We start from the raw sequence: 20088 nt of genomic DNA, 5'->3' as shown, positions 1-20088 counted from the left end.
GCACGAAAAATTTTTTACATGCATTGCAAGTTTTTTTGCCTGTTTTATTTAATGTCGGCTGAATAAAGGGAAAACGTATAGTTGACAATGTTTCTTGCTACTTTTTTAGTAGTAGCTGCAAGCTTTTAGATCACTTTGAGCAAAATCATGCAGTATTGCAGCGAAGCTGTCCCGGCGTGATAGGAACCAAGGAAGGCCTTGAGCGAATTAACCTTTGTTGCATTCGGAAGCGAATGCCTACAAAGGCTTTAAGGTCAAGCTTAAGGAGACTACAGGCTCCTTAAGTCTGCCTGGTTCCCTTCACGCAAAGAGACAGAAAAAGCGGAAATAACTGCTTGGTTTATGATTCAGCAAGCATGATTTTACTTAAGCTTTAGATACTTGTCTTCTCACATTTCCTGTTTCTGTAAGTTAAATCAGTTTCATGCAGGCTCTAAAGCTTTTTCCAATGCTTTCCAAGCCAAAGTCGCACATTTGATACGAGTAGGAAACTTAGAAACGGTCTGCAGCATCATGGCATCACCAAAAATTTCTTCTTGTTGCGGCGTTGAGCCTTGCATCATTAAAGAAAAAGCATTGATTAGTTGACGTGCTTCGGCTATGGTTTTGCCTTTCATCAAGTCGGTCATCATACTGGCACTGGCACGGCTGATCGTGCAGCCGCTGCCACTGAAACGGATATCTTGAATATGATCTTCCATTAGTTTGACTTGAACTTCGATGAGATCGCCACAAGATGGATTGTGCAATTCGACAGCCTGTGTCGGATCCGTCATGTCACCGTAATGATGCGGATGGCTGGAATGGTCGACAATGACTTGCCGATACAATTGTTCAAGTTTAGATAAAGCCATTTGCAAAAAACTCCTTTACAGCCTGAAGAGAAGCAACGAATCGGTCGACTTCTTCTGGCGTATTGTACAAGTAAAAACTGGCACGAACAGTCGCTGGTACATCCAATTCTCGCATCAAAGGCTGCGCACAATGATGACCTGCACGGACCGCAATGCCTTCCATATCTAAAGCGGTAGCCACATCATGGGGATGCAATCCATCTAAGTTGAAGGAAATGACCCCAGTCCGTTGAGCGATATCCTGTGGTCCATAAATCGTCAGACCTTCGATTTGCTGCAACTGCGGCCAAAGTCTCTGCAGCAGCAGCTGCCCATGTTCATGGATAGCTGTTCGATCTTGCTCATTCAAATAATCTATCGCAACACCTAACCCAATCGTACCGGCAATATTTGGCGTACCGGTCTCAAACTTCCAAGGCAGTTCTGTCCAAGTACTGTCTTGTTCATAAACAAAATCGATCATCTCACCGCCGAATTCAACGGGTTCCATTTGTTCCAGTAACGCGCGTTTGCCATACAACACACCCGTTCCAGTGGGTGCCAGCATCTTGTGTCCGCTAAACGCATAAAAATCAGCATCCAATTCTTGCACATCGATTGGCATATGCGGCACTGCTTGGGCACCGTCGACGACGATCACAGCGCCTGCTTGATGAGCCAGTTGCGCCAGTTCTTTGATCGGATTGATCGTTCCCAACACGTTTGAACAATGGGTTACCGCGACGATTTTCGTTTTGTTTGTGATCAAACGGGCTGCCTCTTCCATATCCAGCTGGCCATCAGCCGTCAAATGGATATAGTTCAATGCTGCGCCGGTTTTTTTCGCCAACTGCTGCCACGGGATCAAGTTGGCATGGTGTTCCATGATGGTGATCACGATTTCATCTCCAGCCTTTACATTGGCTTCGCCCCAGCTTTTAGCGACCCAATTCAAGCTTGTTGTTGCCCCTCTGGTAAACAGTACTTCTGCTGAATCGGCGGCATGAATGAATGCTCTTGTTTTTTCGCGAACCGCTTCATACTGGCTAGTCGCACGGTCAGCCAGCGTATGAACGCCGCGATGGACATTTGCATTACTAGTTTCATAATAGGATTGAACCGCATCTAAAACGGCAAGCGGCTTTTGAGCCGTTGCTGCGCTATCTAAATAAATCAGTGGTTCGTCATTGACGGATTGACTTAAAATAGGAAAATCGTTTCTTATTTTTTCAGCATTCAGCTTCACTCTATCAGTTTCCTTTCAATCGTTTCAATCAGCTCTTCACGGACGCCTTTCAAAGGAACCGCTTTGATGACGGAACCTAAAAAGCCGCGGATCACCAGCCGCTCTGCTTCCTCTTTTGAAATCCCTCTGCTCATCAAATAATACATTTCTTCCGGATCAACGCGACCCGCACTGGCTGCGTGTCCGGCTGTCACATCATGTTCGTCGATCAACAGGATCGGATTGACATCTCCTCTTGCTTTATCTGACAACATCAACACGCGGCTTTCTTGTTGTGCATCCGCACCGCTAGCGCCTTTTAAGATGTGCCCGATTCCGTTGAACGTTAAGGTAGCTTGCTCGCGCACCACACCATGTTGCAAAATGTGACCGATCGAATGACGACCGATATTGGTAACCCGTGTATCGATTGCTTGAATCTGGCGGCCCATGCTGATGGCAATCGCTTTGATTTCGCTATGAGCGCCTTCCTCCACGAGATCAGCATCAAAATCAGCGATTACATTGCCGTTGTTCATCACCCCAAGAGCCCAATCAACATGCGCATGGTGCATCAAATGTCCACGGCGATTAAAGTAAGCGGTGGTATTTTCGCCCAATTGATCCACAGCCGAAAATTTCACTTCAGCTCCCGGTTTTGCCACAACTTCGATGATACAGTTTGCCGTATTTGGCTCATGAAATAAAGTCTCAAATTTTTCAACATATGAAAAAGAGCTGTTTGTGTCCGCATAAATCAAGACATGTTTGACAAAAGGCTCTTTGATCCGGCTGTTTTGAAAAAAGTGAGCCTCCAATGGTTCGGTTAAGTGGACGTCTTTTGGTACATATAAAAATACACCCGAATTCATAAAAGCAGCGTGAAAAGCCGTTAAACAATCTTCATCAGGTTGGACTGCCAACTGCATATAAGCCTCTTTTACTAAATCAGGATAGTCCTTCAACGCTGTAAAGATGTCGGTAAAAATCACGCCTTGTTGCCGGTAAGATTCAGGCAGCTTTTCGATGACAGTGTGTTGGCCAAATTGAATGACTGCAGCTTGTTCGCTTTTTTCATCTATTTGAAAGGAAACACCTTCAAGATCATCAGCGGACATTGCTTGAAAAGCCTGTTCTGCTTCTAGCAGCGGCCAACGGTCAAATTGTACACGCTCAATATTCGGCAAAGGCAGAGCTTCGATTTTTGAAAGAGCCTGCATTCTCAGCTGCAGCATCCAATCAGGTTCATTTTTATGTTTAGAAAAAGCTGTCAGGTCATCAAGAACAGTTGTCTGCTTGTTTAATTTCATTTCTCCTCTTCCTACCCTTCTGCTGCTTCGATCTGCAAACCAAGTTCTTCGCTGATGCCTTTATACCCTTCTTTTTCCAGACGTTGAGCCAATTCTGGTCCGCCCGTTAGCGCAATTTTGCCGCCCATCATGATATGGACTACATCTGGCACGATATAATTCAGCAAACGCTGATAGTGGGTAATGATCATTGCGCCAAATCCTTCACCCCGCATCGCATTGACACCTTTTGCAACAACTTGCAGCGCATCAATATCCAAACCGGAATCGATTTCGTCTAAAATTGCAAAGGTTGGTTCGATCATCATCAGCTGCAAAATCTCATTCCGTTTCTTTTCACCGCCTGAAAAACCTTCGTTCAAGTAGCGTTCAGCCATTTCTTCCGGCATATCCAACAAAGCCAACTTTTCATCTAATTTGCGAATGAACTGCATGACGGGCATTTTATCTTCGTCGTCACGGCGAGCATTGATGGCCGCTCGCATAAATTCTGCATTGGTGATCCCAGCGATCTCGCTAGGATATTGAACCGCTAAAAACAAGCCAGCACGTGCACGTTCGTCGACTTCCATCTCTAAAACATTTTCGCCGTCCAATAAAATCTCACCCTGTGTAACCGTGTAGCTGGGATGCCCCATCACAGCTGCTGAGAGTGTCGACTTTCCTGTTCCGTTTGGTCCCATCACAGCATGCACTTCACCTGTTTTCAGTACCAAGTCGACACCTTTTAAAATTTCTTTTCCTTCAACAGAAACATGTAGGCCCTTTATCTCTAAAACTGACATTTTTTGACCCTCTTCTCTTATTTTCTTCTTGCCCTCCTTAAACGAGAGCGTTGTCTTGCCCTTATTTTAGACCATATCTAACTAATGTGCAAACTGTAACAAGCATTCTTTATCTAGCGTCTTTTCCGCTATTTTTGCTGCTTCTTTTATTCAGTTGCGATTGTTGGGAACATTTGCATGAAGTCGAAACAACACATGCGGTAACTTGGTCATAGAACAGGCTCCTGTGAACAAGTTGAGACAAAACTTGCGGTAACTTGGTCATAGAACAGATTCCTGTGAACAAGTCGAGTCAAAACTTGCGGTAACTTGGTCATTGAACAGACTCCTGCGAACAAGTTGAGACAAAACTTGCGGTAACTTGGTCATATATATCTTAGATTGACAATAACAGATACATTTATGATTTCTTTGCTGAACGGTTTTTGTGGTAAACTAAAAAAGAAGCGATTCGTTTATGCATATGTTTATCACTAATTTGTACCTTTATAGACTGAAAGGAGAAACAAGATGACACAACCCATTATCGGCATTCCTGGAAACCAAATGACCCATCTTTCCCCTGAATATCAAGGTCTCCCAATAACCTACACGCCACAAGGTTTTATTGCAGGCATCCAAGCAGCATGGGGCTTGCCAGTGATTCTTCCTATCAACGACCCTTCAATGGCTGAAGAGTATATCGATCGGATCGATGGCTTGCTGCTGGCTGGCGGACAAGATGTCTCACCTTTGCTTTACGGAGAAGAACCGGGATTAAAATTAGGTGCGATCAATCCTGAGAGAGACTTATTTGAAATTGCCTTGATCAAAGAAGCCGTCAAAAAAGAGAAACCGATCCTAGCTGTTTGTCGCGGTATGCAGTTATTGAATGTAGCATATGGAGGCACGCTTTACCAAGATGTGATGGACAATCCGGATTTTACCGTCCAGCATGTGCAACGCATTTTTTCAGGCACAGCCGCCCATACAATCGATATTGATCCCAGCAGTCGTTTAGGAGCGATTTACGGCGAGACTTACGTTGTTAATTCTTATCATCATCAAGCCGTGAAGCAGTTGGCTGATCCTTTCAAAGCAGTCGCATGGAGTAAGGATAATCTGATCGAAGCCTATGAAGCTAAAGACCCTGATACCAGTATTGTAGCGGTCCAATGGCACCCCGAGTTGATGGCACCGAATGAAGAAAAAATGCAAATATTATTCAAGGAATTTGTCAGTCGAGTGAAAAAATCGATTGCGCCAGCTTTATAGCATCCAAAGCTCAAAAAAATATAAAAGAAACATCAGTAACTTTTCTTTTTGTGAGGAACGTTATTGATGTTTTTTTGGTTTAAAGCTAAAATAGAACAAGCTTGTTGTTTTTTTATATTTTATTTTCATAAAGCAAGATGAAAAAGCCGCTTACAAACTGATAGCGGCTGCTTTATTGCGTTTTCATAGAAACACAATATATAGTATTAAAAACGATTGTGAACCAAATAATTAACTAAATATGGTATCTACAGATTGAAAAGGGTCCTGTTTATGTGTAGAATGAAGAGTGTCAAAGGAAGCTGTTTTTTTGATGGAACGGTGTTATCCATTCATTTAACAGCTCTCAGAATTATGGATAGAAAAAGGAGAATGCGTCATGGCGACTAAATCAGTTGTGGTTTACTCAAAACCAAATTGCATGCAGTGTAACTTTACAAAAAAATACTTGGATGATAAAGGAATCGCTTACGAATCAAAAGATATCATGGCCTCTCAAGAAGCTTTAGAAGAAGTTCAGGAATTAGGTTTTTCATCAGTTCCTGTCATTTTAGCAGAAGGTCTAGACGCTTTTAACGGTTTCCGCCCTGACTTATTAGATCAGCTGGCATGAAAGTCGTTTATCTCTCATTAACGGGTCAAACAAGAAAATTCGTCAAAAAACTCGATATGGATTTGTTGGAGTTATCTCCGACAAATCCATTTATCAGTATGGAAGAACCTTTTATTATTGTGACCCCAACTTATGAAAAGGAAGCTACCGAAATCTTGAATGATTTCATTGAAACGGACAATAATTTGCATTATTTCAAGGGTGTCGCGGGCGGCGGTAACTTGAACTTCGGCAAACTGTTCGTCTTTACAGCAAAAGACTTAGCACACGACTATAATGTTCCCCTGCTTCATGCCTTTGAATTCCAAGGAAACGAAGCAGATGTCGAAAAATTAAAGAAAGCGGTGAAGGACCTTGGATAAGCCTAAATTAGCAACCAAACCAAAAGAGGTTACCTATTACAAATTAAACAATGAATTAAATCGTCCTGTAGATGGAAAGATTCCTTTAGAAAAAGATCGTGAAGCAGTACGTGCTTATTTTCTGGAATATGTCAATCCGAATACCGTCTTCTTCTATACGCTGGATGAAAAAATCAATTACTTAATCGACAATGACTACATCGAAGCTGAATTTATCAACAAGTATGATCGCGCATTTATCAAGAGCTTGTTTGAAGAAATGTACAATCGTAAATTCCGTTTTCGTTCGTTCATGTCCGCCTATAAATTTTATACACAGTATGCGTTGAAAACCAATGACGGCAAACGTTTCTTAGAGCGCTTTGAAGATCGGATCGTTTTCAATGCCCTTTATTTGGCAAATGGGGATAAAGACTTGGCTTGGACATTAGCTGATGAGATTATCAATCAACGTTACCAACCAGCCACACCGACTTTCTTGAACGCTGGACGTAAACGTCGCGGCGAATTGGTTTCTTGCTTCTTGATTCAAGCAACGGATGATATGAACAGCATTGGTCGTGTGATCAACAGTGCTTTGCAGCTCAGTCGTATCGGCGGCGGTGTCGGTGTTAACTTGTCCAATTTGCGTGCAGCTGGAGATCCGATCAAAAAAATCGATAATGCTTCCAGCGGTGTCGTGCCTGTCATGAAGTTACTAGAAGACAGCTTCAGCTACTCAAACCAACTAGGTCAACGAAACGGTGCCGGAGCTGTTTACTTGAACGTTTTCCATCCAGATATCGTTTCTTTCCTTTCTACTAAAAAGGAAAATGCCGATGAAAAAGTTCGTGTAAAAACATTATCGCTTGGGCTAGTTGTGCCTGACAAATTCTATGAATTGGCTGCTAAAGATGAACAAATGTATCTCTTCAGTCCTTATGACGTCGAACGAATCTACGGCGAACCTTTCTCTTATGTAGATATTACAAAAGAATACGATAATATGGTCAACAACGAAGAAATTCGCAAATCCAAGATCCGTGCACGCGACTTGGAAAATGAAATTTCTAAACTGCAACAAGAATCTGGCTATCCATACGTTCTCAATATTGATACAGCCAATCGTGCGAATCCAATCGACGGTACGATCGTGATGAGTAACTTGTGCAGCGAGATCCTGCAGATCCAACAGCCTTCAATGATCAACAATGACCAAACTTATGAACATTTAGGAACTGATATTAGCTGTAACTTGGGTTCAACCAATATCGTTAACTTAATGAAGACGCCTGACTTTGGAAAATCAGTTGATGCAATGGTCCGTGCGTTGACATATGTTACGGACAATTCAAGTATTGATGCGGTTCCTTCTATTAAAAACGGGAACGACAAATACCATACGATTGGTTTAGGCGCTATGGGTCTCCACACATATTTGGCTCTCAACCAAATGTCTTATGGTTCACCTGAATCTATTGAGTTTACAGATCTTTACTTTATGCTGCTAAACTTCTATACCTTGAAAGCCAGCAACAATATTGCCATCGAACGCCAACAAACTTTTGAAAACTTTGAACAATCCGATTATGCAAATGGTTCTTACTTTGATACCTATACAGAATCTGATGTGGCTTTCAAAAGCGAAAAAGTCAAAGCACTCTTTAAAGACATCGATGTGCCAACTGCTGACGATTGGAAAGAATTGAAAGCTTCTGTTATGACACATGGTTTGTACCATCAAAACCGCTTAGCTGTTGCGCCAACGGGTTCAATCAGCTATGTCAACGAAACTTCAGCCAGCATTCATCCAATCACTCGTTTGATCGAAGAACGTCAAGAAAAGAAAACCGGAAAAACTTACTTCCCGGCTCCTTATTTGTCGAACGAAACGCTGCCGTACTACACTTCTGCTTATGATACCGATATGCGGAAAGTCATTGATATCTACGCTGCAGCCCAAAAACACGTGGACCAAGGCATGAGTTTAACACTCTTCATGCGCTCAGAAATCCCAGAAGGTTTATACGAATGGAAGAACGGTCGTACCAACAAACAAACTACACGCGATCTAAACATCCTACGTCACTATGCATGGCAAAAAGGCATCAAATCAATTTACTACGTTAGAACCTTTACCGAAAACGCCGACGAAATCGGTTCAAACGCCTGCGAAAGCTGCACGATTTAACACAGTGTGCGAAGCGAGGTCGACAGAGACGACAGAAAAATGAAAAAGCGCGGCGCAGAGCATCCCGCGCATGCGAGCGACTTTTGAATTTTACCCGAGACTCTACCTCGCGCAGCTCAACTACTAGGATGCGGAGAAAGCCTGCAAGAGTCACAGCAAAAATAGGAAGTTGTTGAAGAGAGCAGCGCAGCGCGCATCAAAACAACTTATCTTTTTTGCAAAGACTCTGGCTTTCGCAGCTAAACTAATAGGATGCGGGAAAAAACGTTTATTGCACACTCAACAGCTGAAATGTGTTTGAGTATGTGATAAGAGCTCGTTTATTGCACACTCAACAGCTGAAATGTGTTTGAGTATATGATAAGAGCTCGTTTATTGCACACTCAGTAGTTGAAATGAGTTTGAGTGTATGATAAGAGACCGTTTATTGCACACTCAGTAGTTGAAATGAGTTTGAGTGTATGATAAGAGACCGTTTATTGCACACTCAGTAGCTGAAACGGGTTTGAGTTTGCGATAAGAGCTCGTTTATTGCACACTCAGTAGCTGAAATGAGTTTGAGTTTGCGATAAGAGACCGTTTATTGAACAATCGTTACATGGATTATTCACGATGAAGAAAAGAAGGAGAAGCTTATGACAGAACAGTATAAAGCGATAAACTGGAATCAAATTGAAGATATGATCGACAAGCTGACATGGGAAAAACTAGTCGAACAATTCTGGACAGATACACGTATTCCTTTGTCGAATGACTTAGATGATTGGTATAATCTGCCAAAAAATGAAAAAGATATGGTGGGCAAAGTATTCGGAGGTTTGACACTGTTGGATACTTTGCAATCGCAAGATGGGATCCAAGCTTTAAAAGAATCGATTCGGACTCAACATGAAGAAGCTGTATATAACAACATTCAATTCATGGAATCGATGCACGCTAAAAGTTACAGTGCTATTTTCAGTACTTTGAATACCAAAAATGAAATTGATGACATTTTTCAATGGACCAATACAAATGATATGTTGCAAAAGAAAGCTGCTGCTATCAACGAAATCTATCATAGCGGTACTGATTTGCAGCGCAAAGTAGCAAGTGTTTTTCTAGAATCTTTCCTCTTCTACTCTGGCTTCTTTGCTCCTTTACATTACTTGGGCAATAATAAACTGCCAAACGTAGCAGAGATCATCAAATTGATTTTGCGTGACGAGTCCGTTCACGGCACTTATATCGGCTACAAGTTTCAAATTGGCTATAACCAACTTTCAGAAGCTGAACAAGAAAATCTCAAAAATTGGGCTTACACTCTTTTGTTTGAGCTCTATCAAAATGAAGTAAAATATACGGAATACTTGTATGATGAAATTGGTTGGACAGAGCGCGTAAAAGTGTTTCTACGTTATAATGCCAATAAAGCGTTGCAAAACTTAGGATTTGATCCTTTGTTCCCAGATACAGCTGACGACGTAGATCCAGTCGTTATGAATGGGATCTCTACGGGTACTTCCAACCATGACTTCTTCTCACAAGTCGGAAATGGCTACTTGCTAGGAATGGTTGAATCAATGGATGATAATGACTATACAAAATGGATGTATTCCCCTTCTGTATAAGAATAAGATGTTAAAAAAACAACCTCAGCTCCGCTATCTGGAGGGCTAGAGGTTGTCTTTTTATCTACTTCTTTTTCTTGGACAAATAGCACTAGAAATTTTGTGAGAAAATAGCTAAATTTTTGGAGCTATATGTTCGATCACATAAAACGAGCACCGCAAAGCTTAGTTCCTCTTTCTCTCTTTACTTTAAAAATATTCACTCATTCAGATAAAATAACTTTCTACGGCATCACTTGCCAGAATAGGGGCAGCTTTAAAATCATTTCATTGTTCAGAAAAAGAAGACTGCTTTGCAATCCTTCTTTGCAGTAGCAGTCTTCTTTATTGATTGATTAATCTTTTTTTTGTTTTTTTACAGTCATAATGGTGAGCGGCATAACCAATATAATATACCCGATGACCGAGATCAGTAGGATGTTTAATAGAACGGAGTCGATACTGAATTGTCGGACAATAAGATGCGAGATTAAAATAGAAACAAAATAAAATAAAAATAATTGGACAAAACGTTTGACGGACATATTGATCGTCAGCCTCCTTCTATCTTCAACCGATACAGCAAAAGTTAACTACTGCACTATCCGATTCCCTATCATACGCTCTATTTTCAGAAAATGCAATGGCTTTTGAGCAAAGGTTGTTTAAGGTTAAACAAGTAAAAAGCACACTGGAATAATCCAATGTACTTTTTTATGTTTATTCAGTAACAGGTACTACAGCGCCATTCCAAGTTTCACGGATATAATCTTGGACTTCTTTTGATTTCAGAACAGAGATCAGTTTTTGAATGGCTGGACTGTCTGCATCTTCTGTTTTCACAGCGACAATATTGGCATATGGGGAGCTTTCACTCTCAAGTGCAATAGAATCCTCTACTGGGTTGATGTCTTGGTCAACCGCGAAGTTGGCATTGATTGCCACGGCATCTCCTTCGCCTTGTTGGTAAAGCGTCGGCATCAAGGCTGGATCATTTTCATATTCAAACTTGATATGTTTTGGGTTTTCAGCAATATCATCAAAAGTAGCTGTCGTCAAATTGACACCTTCTTTGACTTTGACTAAACCTGCTTCTTGGAAAATGCTTATAATACGTCCCCAGTCAGATGTGTTACTGCTGACCAGTACTGTAGCGCCATCTGGCAATTCGTCTAGACTCTTATACTTTTTAGAGAAGATACCGATTGGCTCCAAATGAATGGCCCCTGCATTAACAAAGTCGTAGTTATTTTCTTCCACTGCTGATTCAAAAAATGGAATATGCTGGAAGTAGTTGGCATCAATATCCCCTTCAGCCAAAGCTTCGTTAGGGATCACATAGTCATTATAAGTTGTAATATCGAGTTCTATGCCTTCTTTTTCAAGAATGGGTTTAGCAAATTCTAAAATCTCTGCATGAGGTGTGTTGCTTGCCCCAATCTTGATGACGGTTTCTTCAGCTGAGGAGCCCTCTCCGACTTTATCATTTGCTTCGTTGTTGCCGCATGCCCCTAGTAATAACGTTGCGCCTACTGCCAATACAGACTTAAAAATCGTTGTTTTTTTCATTTTCCTTATCTCCCTAATCCTTATTTTTTCAAATTTTATTTAACGTTTATCTACACGTCTGACGATTCGATCACCGATTCCTTGAATCAGAAAGACAATGATTAAAATGATCACTGTTGCTGCAAGCGTAACGGCTGGCTTGTTGCGTTGGAAACCGTCCAAATAAGCCATATTCCCAAGTCCGCCTGCACCGATCACAGCAGCCATCGCTGTAAAACCTACTAGTGAAATCGTCGTTGTGGTGATTCCAGCTGCGATTGAAGGCAGACTCTCTGGAATCAAGACCTTAAAAATAACTTGCCATTTGTTAGCCCCCATTGATTCAACAGCTTCCACTACGCCTTTATCGATTTCACGAAAACCTGTTTCTACTAAACGAGCATAAAACGGTGCAGAAGAAACGATCAACGCTGGCAAAGCTGCTTTTGGTCCTACCATTGTGTCTAATAACTGTTTCGTCACTGGTATCAGCAGGACGATCAGAATGATAAATGGAATGGAACGAAAAACATTTACGAGGATACTCACAACACGGTAAGTGATGTTTGCTGCTAAAGAATGTTGATTGCTTGTTTCGTATAAAATCAAGCCAATGGCAAGACCTAATATAAAAACTATGATCACGGATCCAACTGTCATAAAAAGTGTTTCTTTCGTTGCTTCCCACATCTTATTCCAGTCAATTTCTTCAAAATCAGTATATTGCGATAAGATACTAGCAGCCAATACATTAAACTGTAACATCATTGATCACCTCCACTTCGACGTCCATATTTTTGATTTGTTGAATAGCCTGTTCGATCACATCATTATCCCCTGTTATTTGAACATAGAGGGAACCGATCGAATCTTCTTTTGCTTGTTGAATGCTGCCTTGGATTACATTTAATTCCACAGGATATTGTCGAATGATCCTTGATAAGACCGGTTGATTCGTTTGTTCGCCATGGAAAGTCAAATGTATCAGTTTTCCTTCTGGATATTCAGTCAGCAGCTGACTTAAAGCAACGTCCGTATCTTCGCTATCTGGGTTCGTATCTTGCCGGATAAAACGCTTCGTGATTTCCTGCTGCGGCTTTTTAAAAATATCTATCACATGGCCTTCTTCTACAACCTTGCCGCTTTCCATAACGGCTACGCGGTTACAGATTTTACGGATCACATGCATTTCATGGGTAATGATAATGATGGTCAGCTTAAGTTTTTGGTTGATATCGACCAAAAGATCCAACACTTCATCGGTCGTTTGCGGATCTAATGCACTAGTTGCTTCATCGCACAAAAGTAATGTAGGCTCATTGGCTAATGCTCGTGCGATCCCGACCCGTTGCTTTTGCCCACCTGAAAGTTGAGAAGGATAAGCTTCTTCTCTGCCTTCCAACCCCACTAGGCGGATCAATTCTTGTGCTTTTGATTTTTGCTCTTTTTTGGGTACACCTGCAATTTCTAGTGGCAGCAGCACATTCTCCAGTACTGTTCTAGACCAAAGCAAATTGAAGTGCTGAAAGATCATGCCAATCTTCTGACGTTTGCTCCGCAATGCCTTTCCTTTTAAAGCTGAGATCTTTGATCCATTGATCGTGACGTCTCCGCTTGTTGGCTTTTCCAAACCATTGAACATCCGGACGAGCGTACTTTTACCTGCACCGGAATAACCAATGATGCCAAAAATATCGCCATCGTTAATCGATAAGTCTACCCCATCAACGGCTGTAAGTTTGCCACGTTTCGTTTCATAGATTTTTTTAATATTCGCTAATTCAATCATATGTGTTCCCTTCTATCTTCATTAATCAATAAAAAAACTTCCGCCCTTACCACAGCACAATAGCTGAAATAAGGACGAAAGTTGAACTTTCGTGTTACCACCTTTTTTTATCGAGCCTTCGCAGGTTCGACCTCATCCAGTACTTGAACACCAAGATATTCGCATACTGAGGCACAATAACGGGTGCACCCGGGAAAAGCTTATGCCGCTTCGACATTCACTTGTCCTGCTCAAAGACCATCTTCAGTCCGTTTCTCATTACCTCTTTTCAGCTGCCGAGGCTCTCTGTGAATGTTCCGCAAAACTTACTCTTCTTATCATCGCAAAAATTAAAAAGTTTTCATTTTTATTGATTCTCATTTTAGCAGAGATGTCTATTCTCTGTCAATTGTTATTTACGCTTTGTCTGAAAGTTGTGCAAATGCGGCTGGATCTACGTCTTTCATTTCTACGATCCAGTTGTTCTCTTTTTCAGGTGTGTTCAATTTTTCAGGATGATCTTCCAACTCTTGATTGTAACGAACTACAGTACCTGCTAGAGGAGATTCTAGTTCTGTGACTGCTTTTGCCCCTTCAACGTTCAACAAAGCATCCCCCACATTGATTTGATCTGCTTCATCAGGTAATTCAATAAAAGCGACTTCCCCGATATCATCTTGACCTTTTTCAGAGATGCCTAAACGATAAAGCTCTCCTTCTTTTTGGATCCACAATCCTTTTTCGCTATATTTCATTTCAGCCATTTGATACGCTCTCCTTTTTCCATTTTTTCTGATAAACATTTTCCTTAAAACCAACTGTACATGTGCCGTCGTCAACTGCTAATGGACGTTTGACCAGCATTCCATCTTGCGAGAGAAGTTCTGCTGCTTCATCCAACGTGAGACCAGGAACAACAGTTTTTAAATTTTTTTCTTTGTAAACTGTACCACTCGTATTAAAGAAGGACTTGATCGGCAATCCAGATTGCTGGATCCATTGAATCCATTCTTCTTTTGACGGCGTCCGTTCTTTCAAGTTGATTTCTTCATAGGAAACAGCTTGTTGTTCCAGCCATTTGCGTGCTTTAGCGCATGTTGAACACTTAGGGATACAGTATAACTTCAACAACTTTCCGCCTCCTGTTCTTGCTTCTTTTACCAGTATAGCACTTCCCCAAAGTAAGCGAAAGCCTATCTAAAGTCTTCGTCTTTAGAAAAGACATAGCTGCGATGATGGTACCTCATCGACATGATCAAACCTATCCCCATCATATTCCCTAATAAAGCTGAACCACCTTGAGAAATAAAGGGTAATGGAATACCAGTCAACGGTAATAATCCAATACTCATTCCCACGTTTTCAAAGACGTGGAACAGGATCATCATAATCACACCAGTCGCGATATACGTATAAAAAATATTTTTTGTGTCAAAACACACTCGAATCATTTGATAAATCAGCATAAAGTAAATAAAAATCAATATGGCGCCGCCAATAAAGCCAAAATTTTCCCCAATCGTCGCAAAAATCATGTCTGATTCTCGTACAGGTACATAAACTTCTGAAACGCCGAAGCCTTTACCAAAAACTTTACCTGATCCAATCGCTTTGATACTCTGCATCAGCTGATACGCTGCGTCTTGTGTATCGTGGTATGGATTCAACCAAGAGTCGACCCGTTTGAATTGGTACGTTTTAAATCCTAATTTCAGTAAAAAATCGCGGTTATAAACAACCAGTAACAGCAAGGAAGCCCCAAGTCCAGCAACTGAGCCAAACAACGGCAGCAGTATTTTCCAAGTCACACCAGACATCAAAGTGATACCAATTACGATAGAAATGAAAACCAAATTTGTTCCTAAGTCTCCTTGGAGTTGAACTAAGATCATTGGAGGCAAAGACGTAAGTGCAATTTTACCCAGTAAGATAAAATCTGAGCGTACATCATGATTAGCGTAATCACTGTTGTGCTGAGTAACCACACGAGCCAGCATAATGATAAAGGCAATTTTCACTAATTCAGAAGGCTGAAATGTCAATCCAGCGATTCTAAACCAGCTCTTCCCCCCTGTACTTAAGTAAAGCGGTCGGTCGTAAAACAACAATACCAGTATCAAAAGCAAGATCCCGGTTGCATACGCATAAGGCGCCAACTTCCATAACTGTTCTGAGTCAAATTGCATAATAATCACAACAGCGATGGCGCCAACTACATACCAAGCAATTTGCATGATGGTCATCCTCAAACTGCTTCCTGCCATCACATAGGAAGTGGAAAAAAGCGTGAGGATGCTGATAATGGCTAGCAGCATAACAGACAAAATAATGCCGTAATCAATTCTAGCTTCTTTTTTTTCTTTCATTTTTGTGATTGATCTCCTTAGCTAAGTAAAATTCGCTTTTTTATTCACGTTAAAAAAAACATTAGACCTCAACTATTATATAAGAAAATAAATGTAAAAAAAAGGACCTTCAGCCTTTCTTAGTAAAAAAGACAAAAATCAGTCATCATGCAATCCACAACATAGAAAAAGGAGCAGAGATCAACATCTCAACTCCTCCTCTATTAAGATTCTTTTTGTTCTGCGACAGTTTTCACTTTGCGAATCTTTTGTCGTTGTTTCTTTTTCTTGCGGCCTTGATAAGGGTCTTTCTCATGCGGATCTTTTTTCTCTTCTTCTAACATGATTTCATGCTCCGCTACAGTTTGATGGTTCCTGTACTCATATACGATGCTATTGAGCAAACCGCCTAATAGAACAACTATCGCGGACAGGTATAACCAAAGCATCAGCACGATGAAAGCACCAAATGTTGCATTCCCAGCGGCCTCTCCACCGGCTAAGGATACGTACAAGGAGAACCCTTGAGACAAGACCAACCAGCCGACTGTGGCAAAAACAGCACCAGGTACAGCATATTTCCACGATAAATGATGGTCAGGCAATAAAATGTAAATCAGTCCAAACGACAGGATCAAAAGAATAAAAAGAATGATCCAGCGCAACTGTAGAAGCTGCAGGATGAAATTCAAATTGATGTGCAAAAGGCTCTCTACAAATTGAACGATCTGTTGACCAAAGATAAAGATAAACAGTACCACGCCTACTACTGCGACAATCGCTAATTCTACTAGTAAAGAAACCACTCTTACTAATATAAAATTCTCTTTTTCTTCTACACCATAAACTTCATTCATCACATCTTGCAGAATATTAAAGAACTTACTTGCCGACCAGAGTGAAGTGACCAACCCGATCGATAAGATGCCGCCATGTGTATTGCTCAAATAACTTTCCAATACAGGTCCTAACAAGTTATAAATATCAGGTGGTAAAGCTGTCTTTAAATAAGGTAAAATATCACCTGCTGAAATTGGCAAAAACGGAATAATATTGGCGGCTGCCAATATTAGAGGGAATAGAGACAGTAAAGAAAAGTAAGCCAGTTCCCCAGCTCGTGACGTAACATCTGCACGCTGCCAATTAGATTGAATAACCTCTATCAGTGGTTCAAGTTTTTTATATAACGACATGTTTTTCAGCTTTTCCATCATACCCTTCACATCCGTTTCCATATTGAATCGGGGACTTGTCTCACCAAATTGCTTGTTACATGTAATGCAAATTATAATCCATGATCAATTGGTTCATGGCATCATCAATGCTAGCGGCATTTGCTACTTTGCCGTCTCTTGTAACCAGCGTTACCGGCTTGTTGCCTTCTTGCTGGATCAGCCCGATTTTATTTTTATTGATAACGACTTCTAATTCAACAAAGTCTGCTGTGTTATTCGCTGTTTCTTTAATTTCTACATTATTTTTCTTGTTTCCTTTGGCCACTTTCCAGCACCTCGTTGTCATTATTTTGAATCTAGCTCATTAGAAGCACTTGCTGGCAGAGACGTATTCTTTATCAAGAGAATGCGCTACTTCTTTTTGAGTAACTTGGCCTTTCATTGTGTTGATCCCTGTATAGATCGTAGAATTGTCTTTTGCTGCTTGGATATATCCCTTATTGGCAATTTCCAATGCATAAGGAATCGTCACGTTGGTCAAAGCTTGTGTGGAAGTTTTAGCAACAGCTCCTGGAATATTCGCTACTGCGTAATGGATCACACCGTGGCGAGTATATGTTGGATCATCTAACGTTGAAACATGATCTGCTGTTTCCACGATTCCGCCTTGATCCACTGCAATATCCACAATGACTGAGCCTGGTTCCATTTGTTTGACCATTTCTTCTTTGACGAGTTGTGGTGCTTTTGCTCCAGGAATCAATACTGCCCCGATCACCAAGTCAGCTGTTTTCAATTCTTCTTCAATATTGAACGGATTGGACATCAAGGTTCTTGCTGTGTTTCTAAAGATATCGCTTAATTCTGCTAATCGTGTTGGATTGTTGTCTAGAATCGTCACGTCTGCGCCTAATCCAACTGCCATTTTCGCTGCGTTCGTTCCAGAAACACCACCACCGATGATCACCACTTTACCCGCTGCTACACCAGGTGTTCCGCCAAGTAAAATTCCTTTTCCGCCATGTGTGTTTTCCAAGAATTCAGCACCAATTTGAACAGCCATTCTACCAGCAACCTGACTCATTGGCGTTAACAGCGGTAAACCGCCATCTTGACCGACCATGGTTTCATAACCAATAGCCACTACGCCTGTTTTCATTAATTCTTCAGTCAATTCTTTGTTCGGAGCCAAATGTAAGTAAGTGAATAAGATCAAGCCATCGTAGAAATAACCATACTCTTCAGGAAGCGGTTCTTTAACTTTGATCACCATTTCTGCAGACCAAATTTCGGCAGGATTAGATACGATTTTGGCACCTGCTTCTTGGTACGCGTCATCCATAAAACCAGCTGTTTCACCGGCACCTCTTTCGACCAACACGGTATGTCCGCCTGCAACAAGGCTCTTTACTCCAGAAGGGGCAATAGCTACACGTTTTTCGCTGTTTTTAATTTCTTTTGGTATCCCAATCATCATAATATATAATCCTCCATACGTTTTTTTATTGCGTTCTCATCAATTTATTATAACGTACATTTTGGAGAAATCCAAATAAGACGGGTTTTTGAAGGATTATTTTTCTAGCAATCATTTTTTGAAGAGTAAAAATGAGTCTCTTCTTATGATCGCTGAGTGTGGTAAAATAGAAAGAACAGAAAAAAGAGGAGGGATCTTTTGCTAGCGATTTTGATCCAAGCCATACGCTTTATTGCAGTTATTTTAGCAGCTTATTTTTTCAAGCGTACTGGTTTCTTGAAACAAGCAGACGGAGATACTGTCTCGCGTATCATTGTTTATTTTACGCTTCCTGCCACCATTATCATCGGAATGAGTGGCACCGAATTGAATCGCACCGTTTTACTCTTTATGACCATTGGACTTTTGGCAAATTTGATGCTTTCTCTAGTGGGCGGCTTTCTTTGGCATAAAAAAGGGGCTATTGATCAATCTATGATGGTCTTCACCATATCAGGATACAACATCGGCAATTTTGCTTTACCCTTTATTCAAGGCTTCTTTCCTGCTGCGATCCCTTTATTAGGCAGCTTTGACATCGGTAATGCTTTGATGCTATCAGGAGGCACTTCTTTAATGGTTGATCAAATGGATAAAGAGCAACAAGAAAAAATTGTTTTTACGGACATGTTGCGGCGCCTGTTCGCTTCACCGCCTTTTACAACATATATTTTGATGTTTGGACTGGCCTTATTTCATTACACCCTTCCCTCTCCAGTGATGTCGGTCGTTGAAATATTTGCCAGCGGGAATGCGTTTCTTTCCATGTTTATGATCGGTCTCTATCTAGAACTCAACGTGAATCGTTTTCAACTCAAAAAAGCTTTTCGCTTACTAGGCATACGCTATGGCTCAGCCGCTATCCTTTCTGTGTTACTCTATCTTGTGCTTCCTTTGTCTCCGATAGAAAAAGGTGTGCTCGTGCTTGTTTTATTCTCGCCATTTGCTAGTTTACATGCCATTAATGCGATTCTTTATAAAAATGAGCCTTCTTTTGTTGGTTTTATTTCTTCTCTCAGCATTATCTGCTCACTAATTTTGATGACGGGAATTTTTGCCTTACTATTTTAGTTTCTTCTTTTGATGGAAGAGAGATCAGCTATTTATGCTATGGACTGCTTGCTAAATAATAAATTGTACAATTATTTTCGCTTTTTCTATCCATTTGCATAACGGAAACCAGACAGCTGAAGAAGAGCCTGTAGCTCTCCTTCAGCTCGATCTTAAAATCTTTGTAAGTATCCATTTCACATGCAACAAAGGCTGATTCGCTTGCCCATTGAGCTTGATTTGTTTCATCAATCTTTGCGAAATAGTACAAAGCGAGTAAAGCGAGACTTTGCACCATTTAAACCCTTTTAGCTTTCTTCTTATCACGTTGGAACTAAATCACTCCAAAACTGCACAAAAGTTGAATCTGTAAGCGAGTTTCAGGTTTTACATTCTGAACTTGTTTATAGAAGTCTATCCTGTGAACGAGTTGAAAGTTTTATGCTCTGAACTTGTTTATAGAAGTCTATCCTGTGAACGAGTTGAAAGTTTTATGTTTTGAACTTGTTCATAGAAGCCTATCCTGTGAACAAGTTGAAAGTTTT

The 20088-nt window shown here is 40.9% G+C and carries 20 protein-coding genes and 1 other annotated feature; of the genes, 6 read left to right on the top strand and 14 right to left on the bottom strand.

What is annotated here, in order from left to right; all coding sequences use genetic code 11:
• Positions 1-422: 422 nt before the first annotated feature.
• Genes sufU through sufC form a run of 4 tightly spaced genes read right to left on the bottom strand, consistent with a single transcriptional unit; the run spans position 423 to position 4153 of the window.
• Positions 423-854, bottom strand: coding sequence for a Fe-S cluster assembly sulfur transfer protein SufU (sufU, locus tag BM057_RS04720; protein ID WP_092091848.1), 432 nt, complete (start codon positions 852-854; stop codon positions 423-425).
• The gene (locus BM057_RS04715; RefSeq protein ID WP_143074476.1) at positions 841-2073 is read right to left on the bottom strand and encodes a cysteine desulfurase; all 1233 of its coding nucleotides are present in this window, start codon (positions 2071-2073) and stop codon (positions 841-843) included. Before BM057_RS04715 ends, sufU begins: the two co-directional genes overlap by 14 nt.
• 2 nt (positions 2074-2075) lie before the next feature.
• Positions 2076-3368 carry a Fe-S cluster assembly protein SufD gene (sufD, locus tag BM057_RS04710; RefSeq protein ID WP_092091844.1) on the bottom strand — a complete coding sequence of 431 codons (1293 nt, stop codon included), beginning with the start codon at positions 3366-3368 and terminating at the stop codon, positions 2076-2078.
• Positions 3369-3379: 11 nt separating this feature from the next.
• Positions 3380-4153 (bottom strand): Fe-S cluster assembly ATPase SufC, encoded by a 774-nt coding sequence (sufC, locus tag BM057_RS04705; protein ID WP_047392123.1) that lies wholly within the window; start codon positions 4151-4153, stop codon positions 3380-3382.
• Between the two features lie 510 nt (positions 4154-4663).
• On the opposite strand from sufC, the gene BM057_RS04700 reads away from it, so the two are divergent.
• The 5 genes from BM057_RS04700 (at position 4664) to nrdF (ending at position 10162) form a co-directional block, all read left to right on the top strand.
• Positions 4664-5407 carry a gamma-glutamyl-gamma-aminobutyrate hydrolase family protein gene (locus BM057_RS04700; protein ID WP_092091842.1) on the top strand — a complete coding sequence of 248 codons (744 nt, stop codon included), beginning with the start codon at positions 4664-4666 and terminating at the stop codon, positions 5405-5407.
• A 379-nt stretch (positions 5408-5786) separates the two neighbouring features.
• Positions 5787-6020 (top strand): glutaredoxin-like protein NrdH, encoded by a 234-nt coding sequence (nrdH, locus tag BM057_RS04695; RefSeq protein WP_047392127.1) that lies wholly within the window; start codon positions 5787-5789, stop codon positions 6018-6020.
• A complete protein-coding gene (gene nrdI / locus BM057_RS04690; protein ID WP_047392130.1) occupies positions 6017-6382 on the top strand; it encodes a class Ib ribonucleoside-diphosphate reductase assembly flavoprotein NrdI in 366 nt (121 codons plus the stop codon). The genes nrdH and nrdI overlap by 4 nt, the downstream gene beginning before the upstream one ends.
• On the top strand, positions 6375-8552 hold the full coding sequence (gene nrdE / locus BM057_RS04685) for a class 1b ribonucleoside-diphosphate reductase subunit alpha (RefSeq protein WP_047392133.1): 2178 nt from the start codon (positions 6375-6377) through the stop codon (positions 8550-8552). Before nrdI ends, nrdE begins: the two co-directional genes overlap by 8 nt.
• Before the next feature lie 635 nt (positions 8553-9187).
• Positions 9188-10162 (top strand): class 1b ribonucleoside-diphosphate reductase subunit beta, encoded by a 975-nt coding sequence (gene nrdF, locus BM057_RS04680; protein WP_092091838.1) that lies wholly within the window; start codon positions 9188-9190, stop codon positions 10160-10162.
• Between the two features lie 335 nt (positions 10163-10497).
• Here nrdF and BM057_RS04675 read toward each other — a convergent pair whose 3' ends face one another.
• The 10 genes from BM057_RS04675 to ald form a co-directional block, all read right to left on the bottom strand.
• Positions 10498-10686 carry a hypothetical protein gene (locus BM057_RS04675; protein ID WP_047392138.1) on the bottom strand — a complete coding sequence of 63 codons (189 nt, stop codon included), beginning with the start codon at positions 10684-10686 and terminating at the stop codon, positions 10498-10500.
• Positions 10687-10861: 175 nt separating this feature from the next.
• Positions 10862-11710: a MetQ/NlpA family ABC transporter substrate-binding protein gene (locus BM057_RS04670; protein WP_092091836.1), complete on the bottom strand. Its 849-nt coding sequence runs from the start codon at positions 11708-11710 to the stop codon at positions 10862-10864.
• 39 nt (positions 11711-11749) lie between these two features.
• Positions 11750-12457: a methionine ABC transporter permease gene (locus BM057_RS04665; RefSeq protein WP_425439016.1), complete on the bottom strand. Its 708-nt coding sequence runs from the start codon at positions 12455-12457 to the stop codon at positions 11750-11752.
• Positions 12441-13478: a methionine ABC transporter ATP-binding protein gene (locus tag BM057_RS04660; protein WP_047392143.1), complete on the bottom strand. Its 1038-nt coding sequence runs from the start codon at positions 13476-13478 to the stop codon at positions 12441-12443. Before BM057_RS04660 ends, BM057_RS04665 begins: the two co-directional genes overlap by 17 nt.
• 67 nt (positions 13479-13545) lie before the next feature.
• Positions 13546-13808: a binding site (T-box leader), on the bottom strand.
• Positions 13809-13873: 65 nt separating this feature from the next.
• Positions 13874-14221, bottom strand: coding sequence for a glycine cleavage system protein H (locus BM057_RS04655; RefSeq protein ID WP_047392145.1), 348 nt, complete (start codon positions 14219-14221; stop codon positions 13874-13876).
• Positions 14214-14588 (bottom strand): arsenate reductase family protein, encoded by a 375-nt coding sequence (locus BM057_RS04650; RefSeq protein ID WP_047392147.1) that lies wholly within the window; start codon positions 14586-14588, stop codon positions 14214-14216. Before BM057_RS04650 ends, BM057_RS04655 begins: the two co-directional genes overlap by 8 nt.
• Before the next feature lie 62 nt (positions 14589-14650).
• The gene (locus tag BM057_RS04645; protein WP_047392150.1) at positions 14651-15823 is read right to left on the bottom strand and encodes an FtsW/RodA/SpoVE family cell cycle protein; all 1173 of its coding nucleotides are present in this window, start codon (positions 15821-15823) and stop codon (positions 14651-14653) included.
• A gap of 203 nt (positions 15824-16026) precedes the next feature.
• Entirely contained in the window at positions 16027-17013 is a 987-nt protein-coding gene (locus tag BM057_RS04640) for a YihY/virulence factor BrkB family protein (RefSeq protein ID WP_245741798.1), read from the bottom strand.
• A 58-nt stretch (positions 17014-17071) separates the two neighbouring features.
• Entirely contained in the window at positions 17072-17302 is a 231-nt protein-coding gene (locus tag BM057_RS04635) for a DUF2969 family protein (RefSeq protein ID WP_047392154.1), read from the bottom strand.
• A 39-nt stretch (positions 17303-17341) separates the two neighbouring features.
• The gene (gene ald / locus BM057_RS04630) at positions 17342-18454 is read right to left on the bottom strand and encodes an alanine dehydrogenase (RefSeq protein WP_047392156.1); all 1113 of its coding nucleotides are present in this window, start codon (positions 18452-18454) and stop codon (positions 17342-17344) included.
• Between the two features lie 198 nt (positions 18455-18652).
• Between ald and BM057_RS04625 the strand changes: the two genes are divergently transcribed.
• On the top strand, positions 18653-19564 hold the full coding sequence (locus BM057_RS04625; protein ID WP_047392158.1) for an AEC family transporter: 912 nt from the start codon (positions 18653-18655) through the stop codon (positions 19562-19564).
• The last annotated feature ends 524 nt before the right edge of the window (positions 19565-20088 follow it).

The sequence above is a fragment of the Pisciglobus halotolerans genome (assembly GCF_900113675.1).
In the GTDB taxonomy this organism is placed as follows: Bacteria; Bacillota; Bacilli; order Lactobacillales; family Carnobacteriaceae; genus Pisciglobus; species Pisciglobus halotolerans.
This window is presented reverse-complemented; position numbering and strand designations above follow the sequence as displayed.

Coding starts and splice junctions, on each gene's coding strand:
- ald (WP_047392156.1), bottom strand. CDS start 18,454: ATGATGATTGGGATACCAAAAGAAATTAAAAACAGCGAAAAACGTGTA.
- BM057_RS04665 (WP_425439016.1), bottom strand. CDS start 12,457: ATGATGTTACAGTTTAATGTATTGGCTGCTAGTATCTTATCGCAATAT.
- BM057_RS04660 (WP_047392143.1), bottom strand. CDS start 13,478: ATGATTGAATTAGCGAATATTAAAAAAATCTATGAAACGAAACGTGGC.
- BM057_RS04700 (WP_092091842.1), top strand. CDS start 4,664: ATGACACAACCCATTATCGGCATTCCTGGAAACCAAATGACCCATCTT.
- BM057_RS04655 (WP_047392145.1), bottom strand. CDS start 14,221: ATGGCTGAAATGAAATATAGCGAAAAAGGATTGTGGATCCAAAAAGAA.
- sufD (WP_092091844.1), bottom strand. CDS start 3,368: ATGAAATTAAACAAGCAGACAACTGTTCTTGATGACCTGACAGCTTTT.
- nrdF (WP_092091838.1), top strand. CDS start 9,188: ATGACAGAACAGTATAAAGCGATAAACTGGAATCAAATTGAAGATATG.
- BM057_RS04670 (WP_092091836.1), bottom strand. CDS start 11,710: ATGAAAAAAACAACGATTTTTAAGTCTGTATTGGCAGTAGGCGCAACG.
- BM057_RS04640 (WP_245741798.1), bottom strand. CDS start 17,013: ATGGAAAAGCTGAAAAACATGTCGTTATATAAAAAACTTGAACCACTG.
- BM057_RS04645 (WP_047392150.1), bottom strand. CDS start 15,823: ATGAAAGAAAAAAAAGAAGCTAGAATTGATTACGGCATTATTTTGTCT.
- nrdI (WP_047392130.1), top strand. CDS start 6,017: ATGAAAGTCGTTTATCTCTCATTAACGGGTCAAACAAGAAAATTCGTC.
- nrdH (WP_047392127.1), top strand. CDS start 5,787: ATGGCGACTAAATCAGTTGTGGTTTACTCAAAACCAAATTGCATGCAG.
- BM057_RS04675 (WP_047392138.1), bottom strand. CDS start 10,686: ATGTCCGTCAAACGTTTTGTCCAATTATTTTTATTTTATTTTGTTTCT.
- sufU (WP_092091848.1), bottom strand. CDS start 854: ATGGCTTTATCTAAACTTGAACAATTGTATCGGCAAGTCATTGTCGAC.
- sufC (WP_047392123.1), bottom strand. CDS start 4,153: ATGTCAGTTTTAGAGATAAAGGGCCTACATGTTTCTGTTGAAGGAAAA.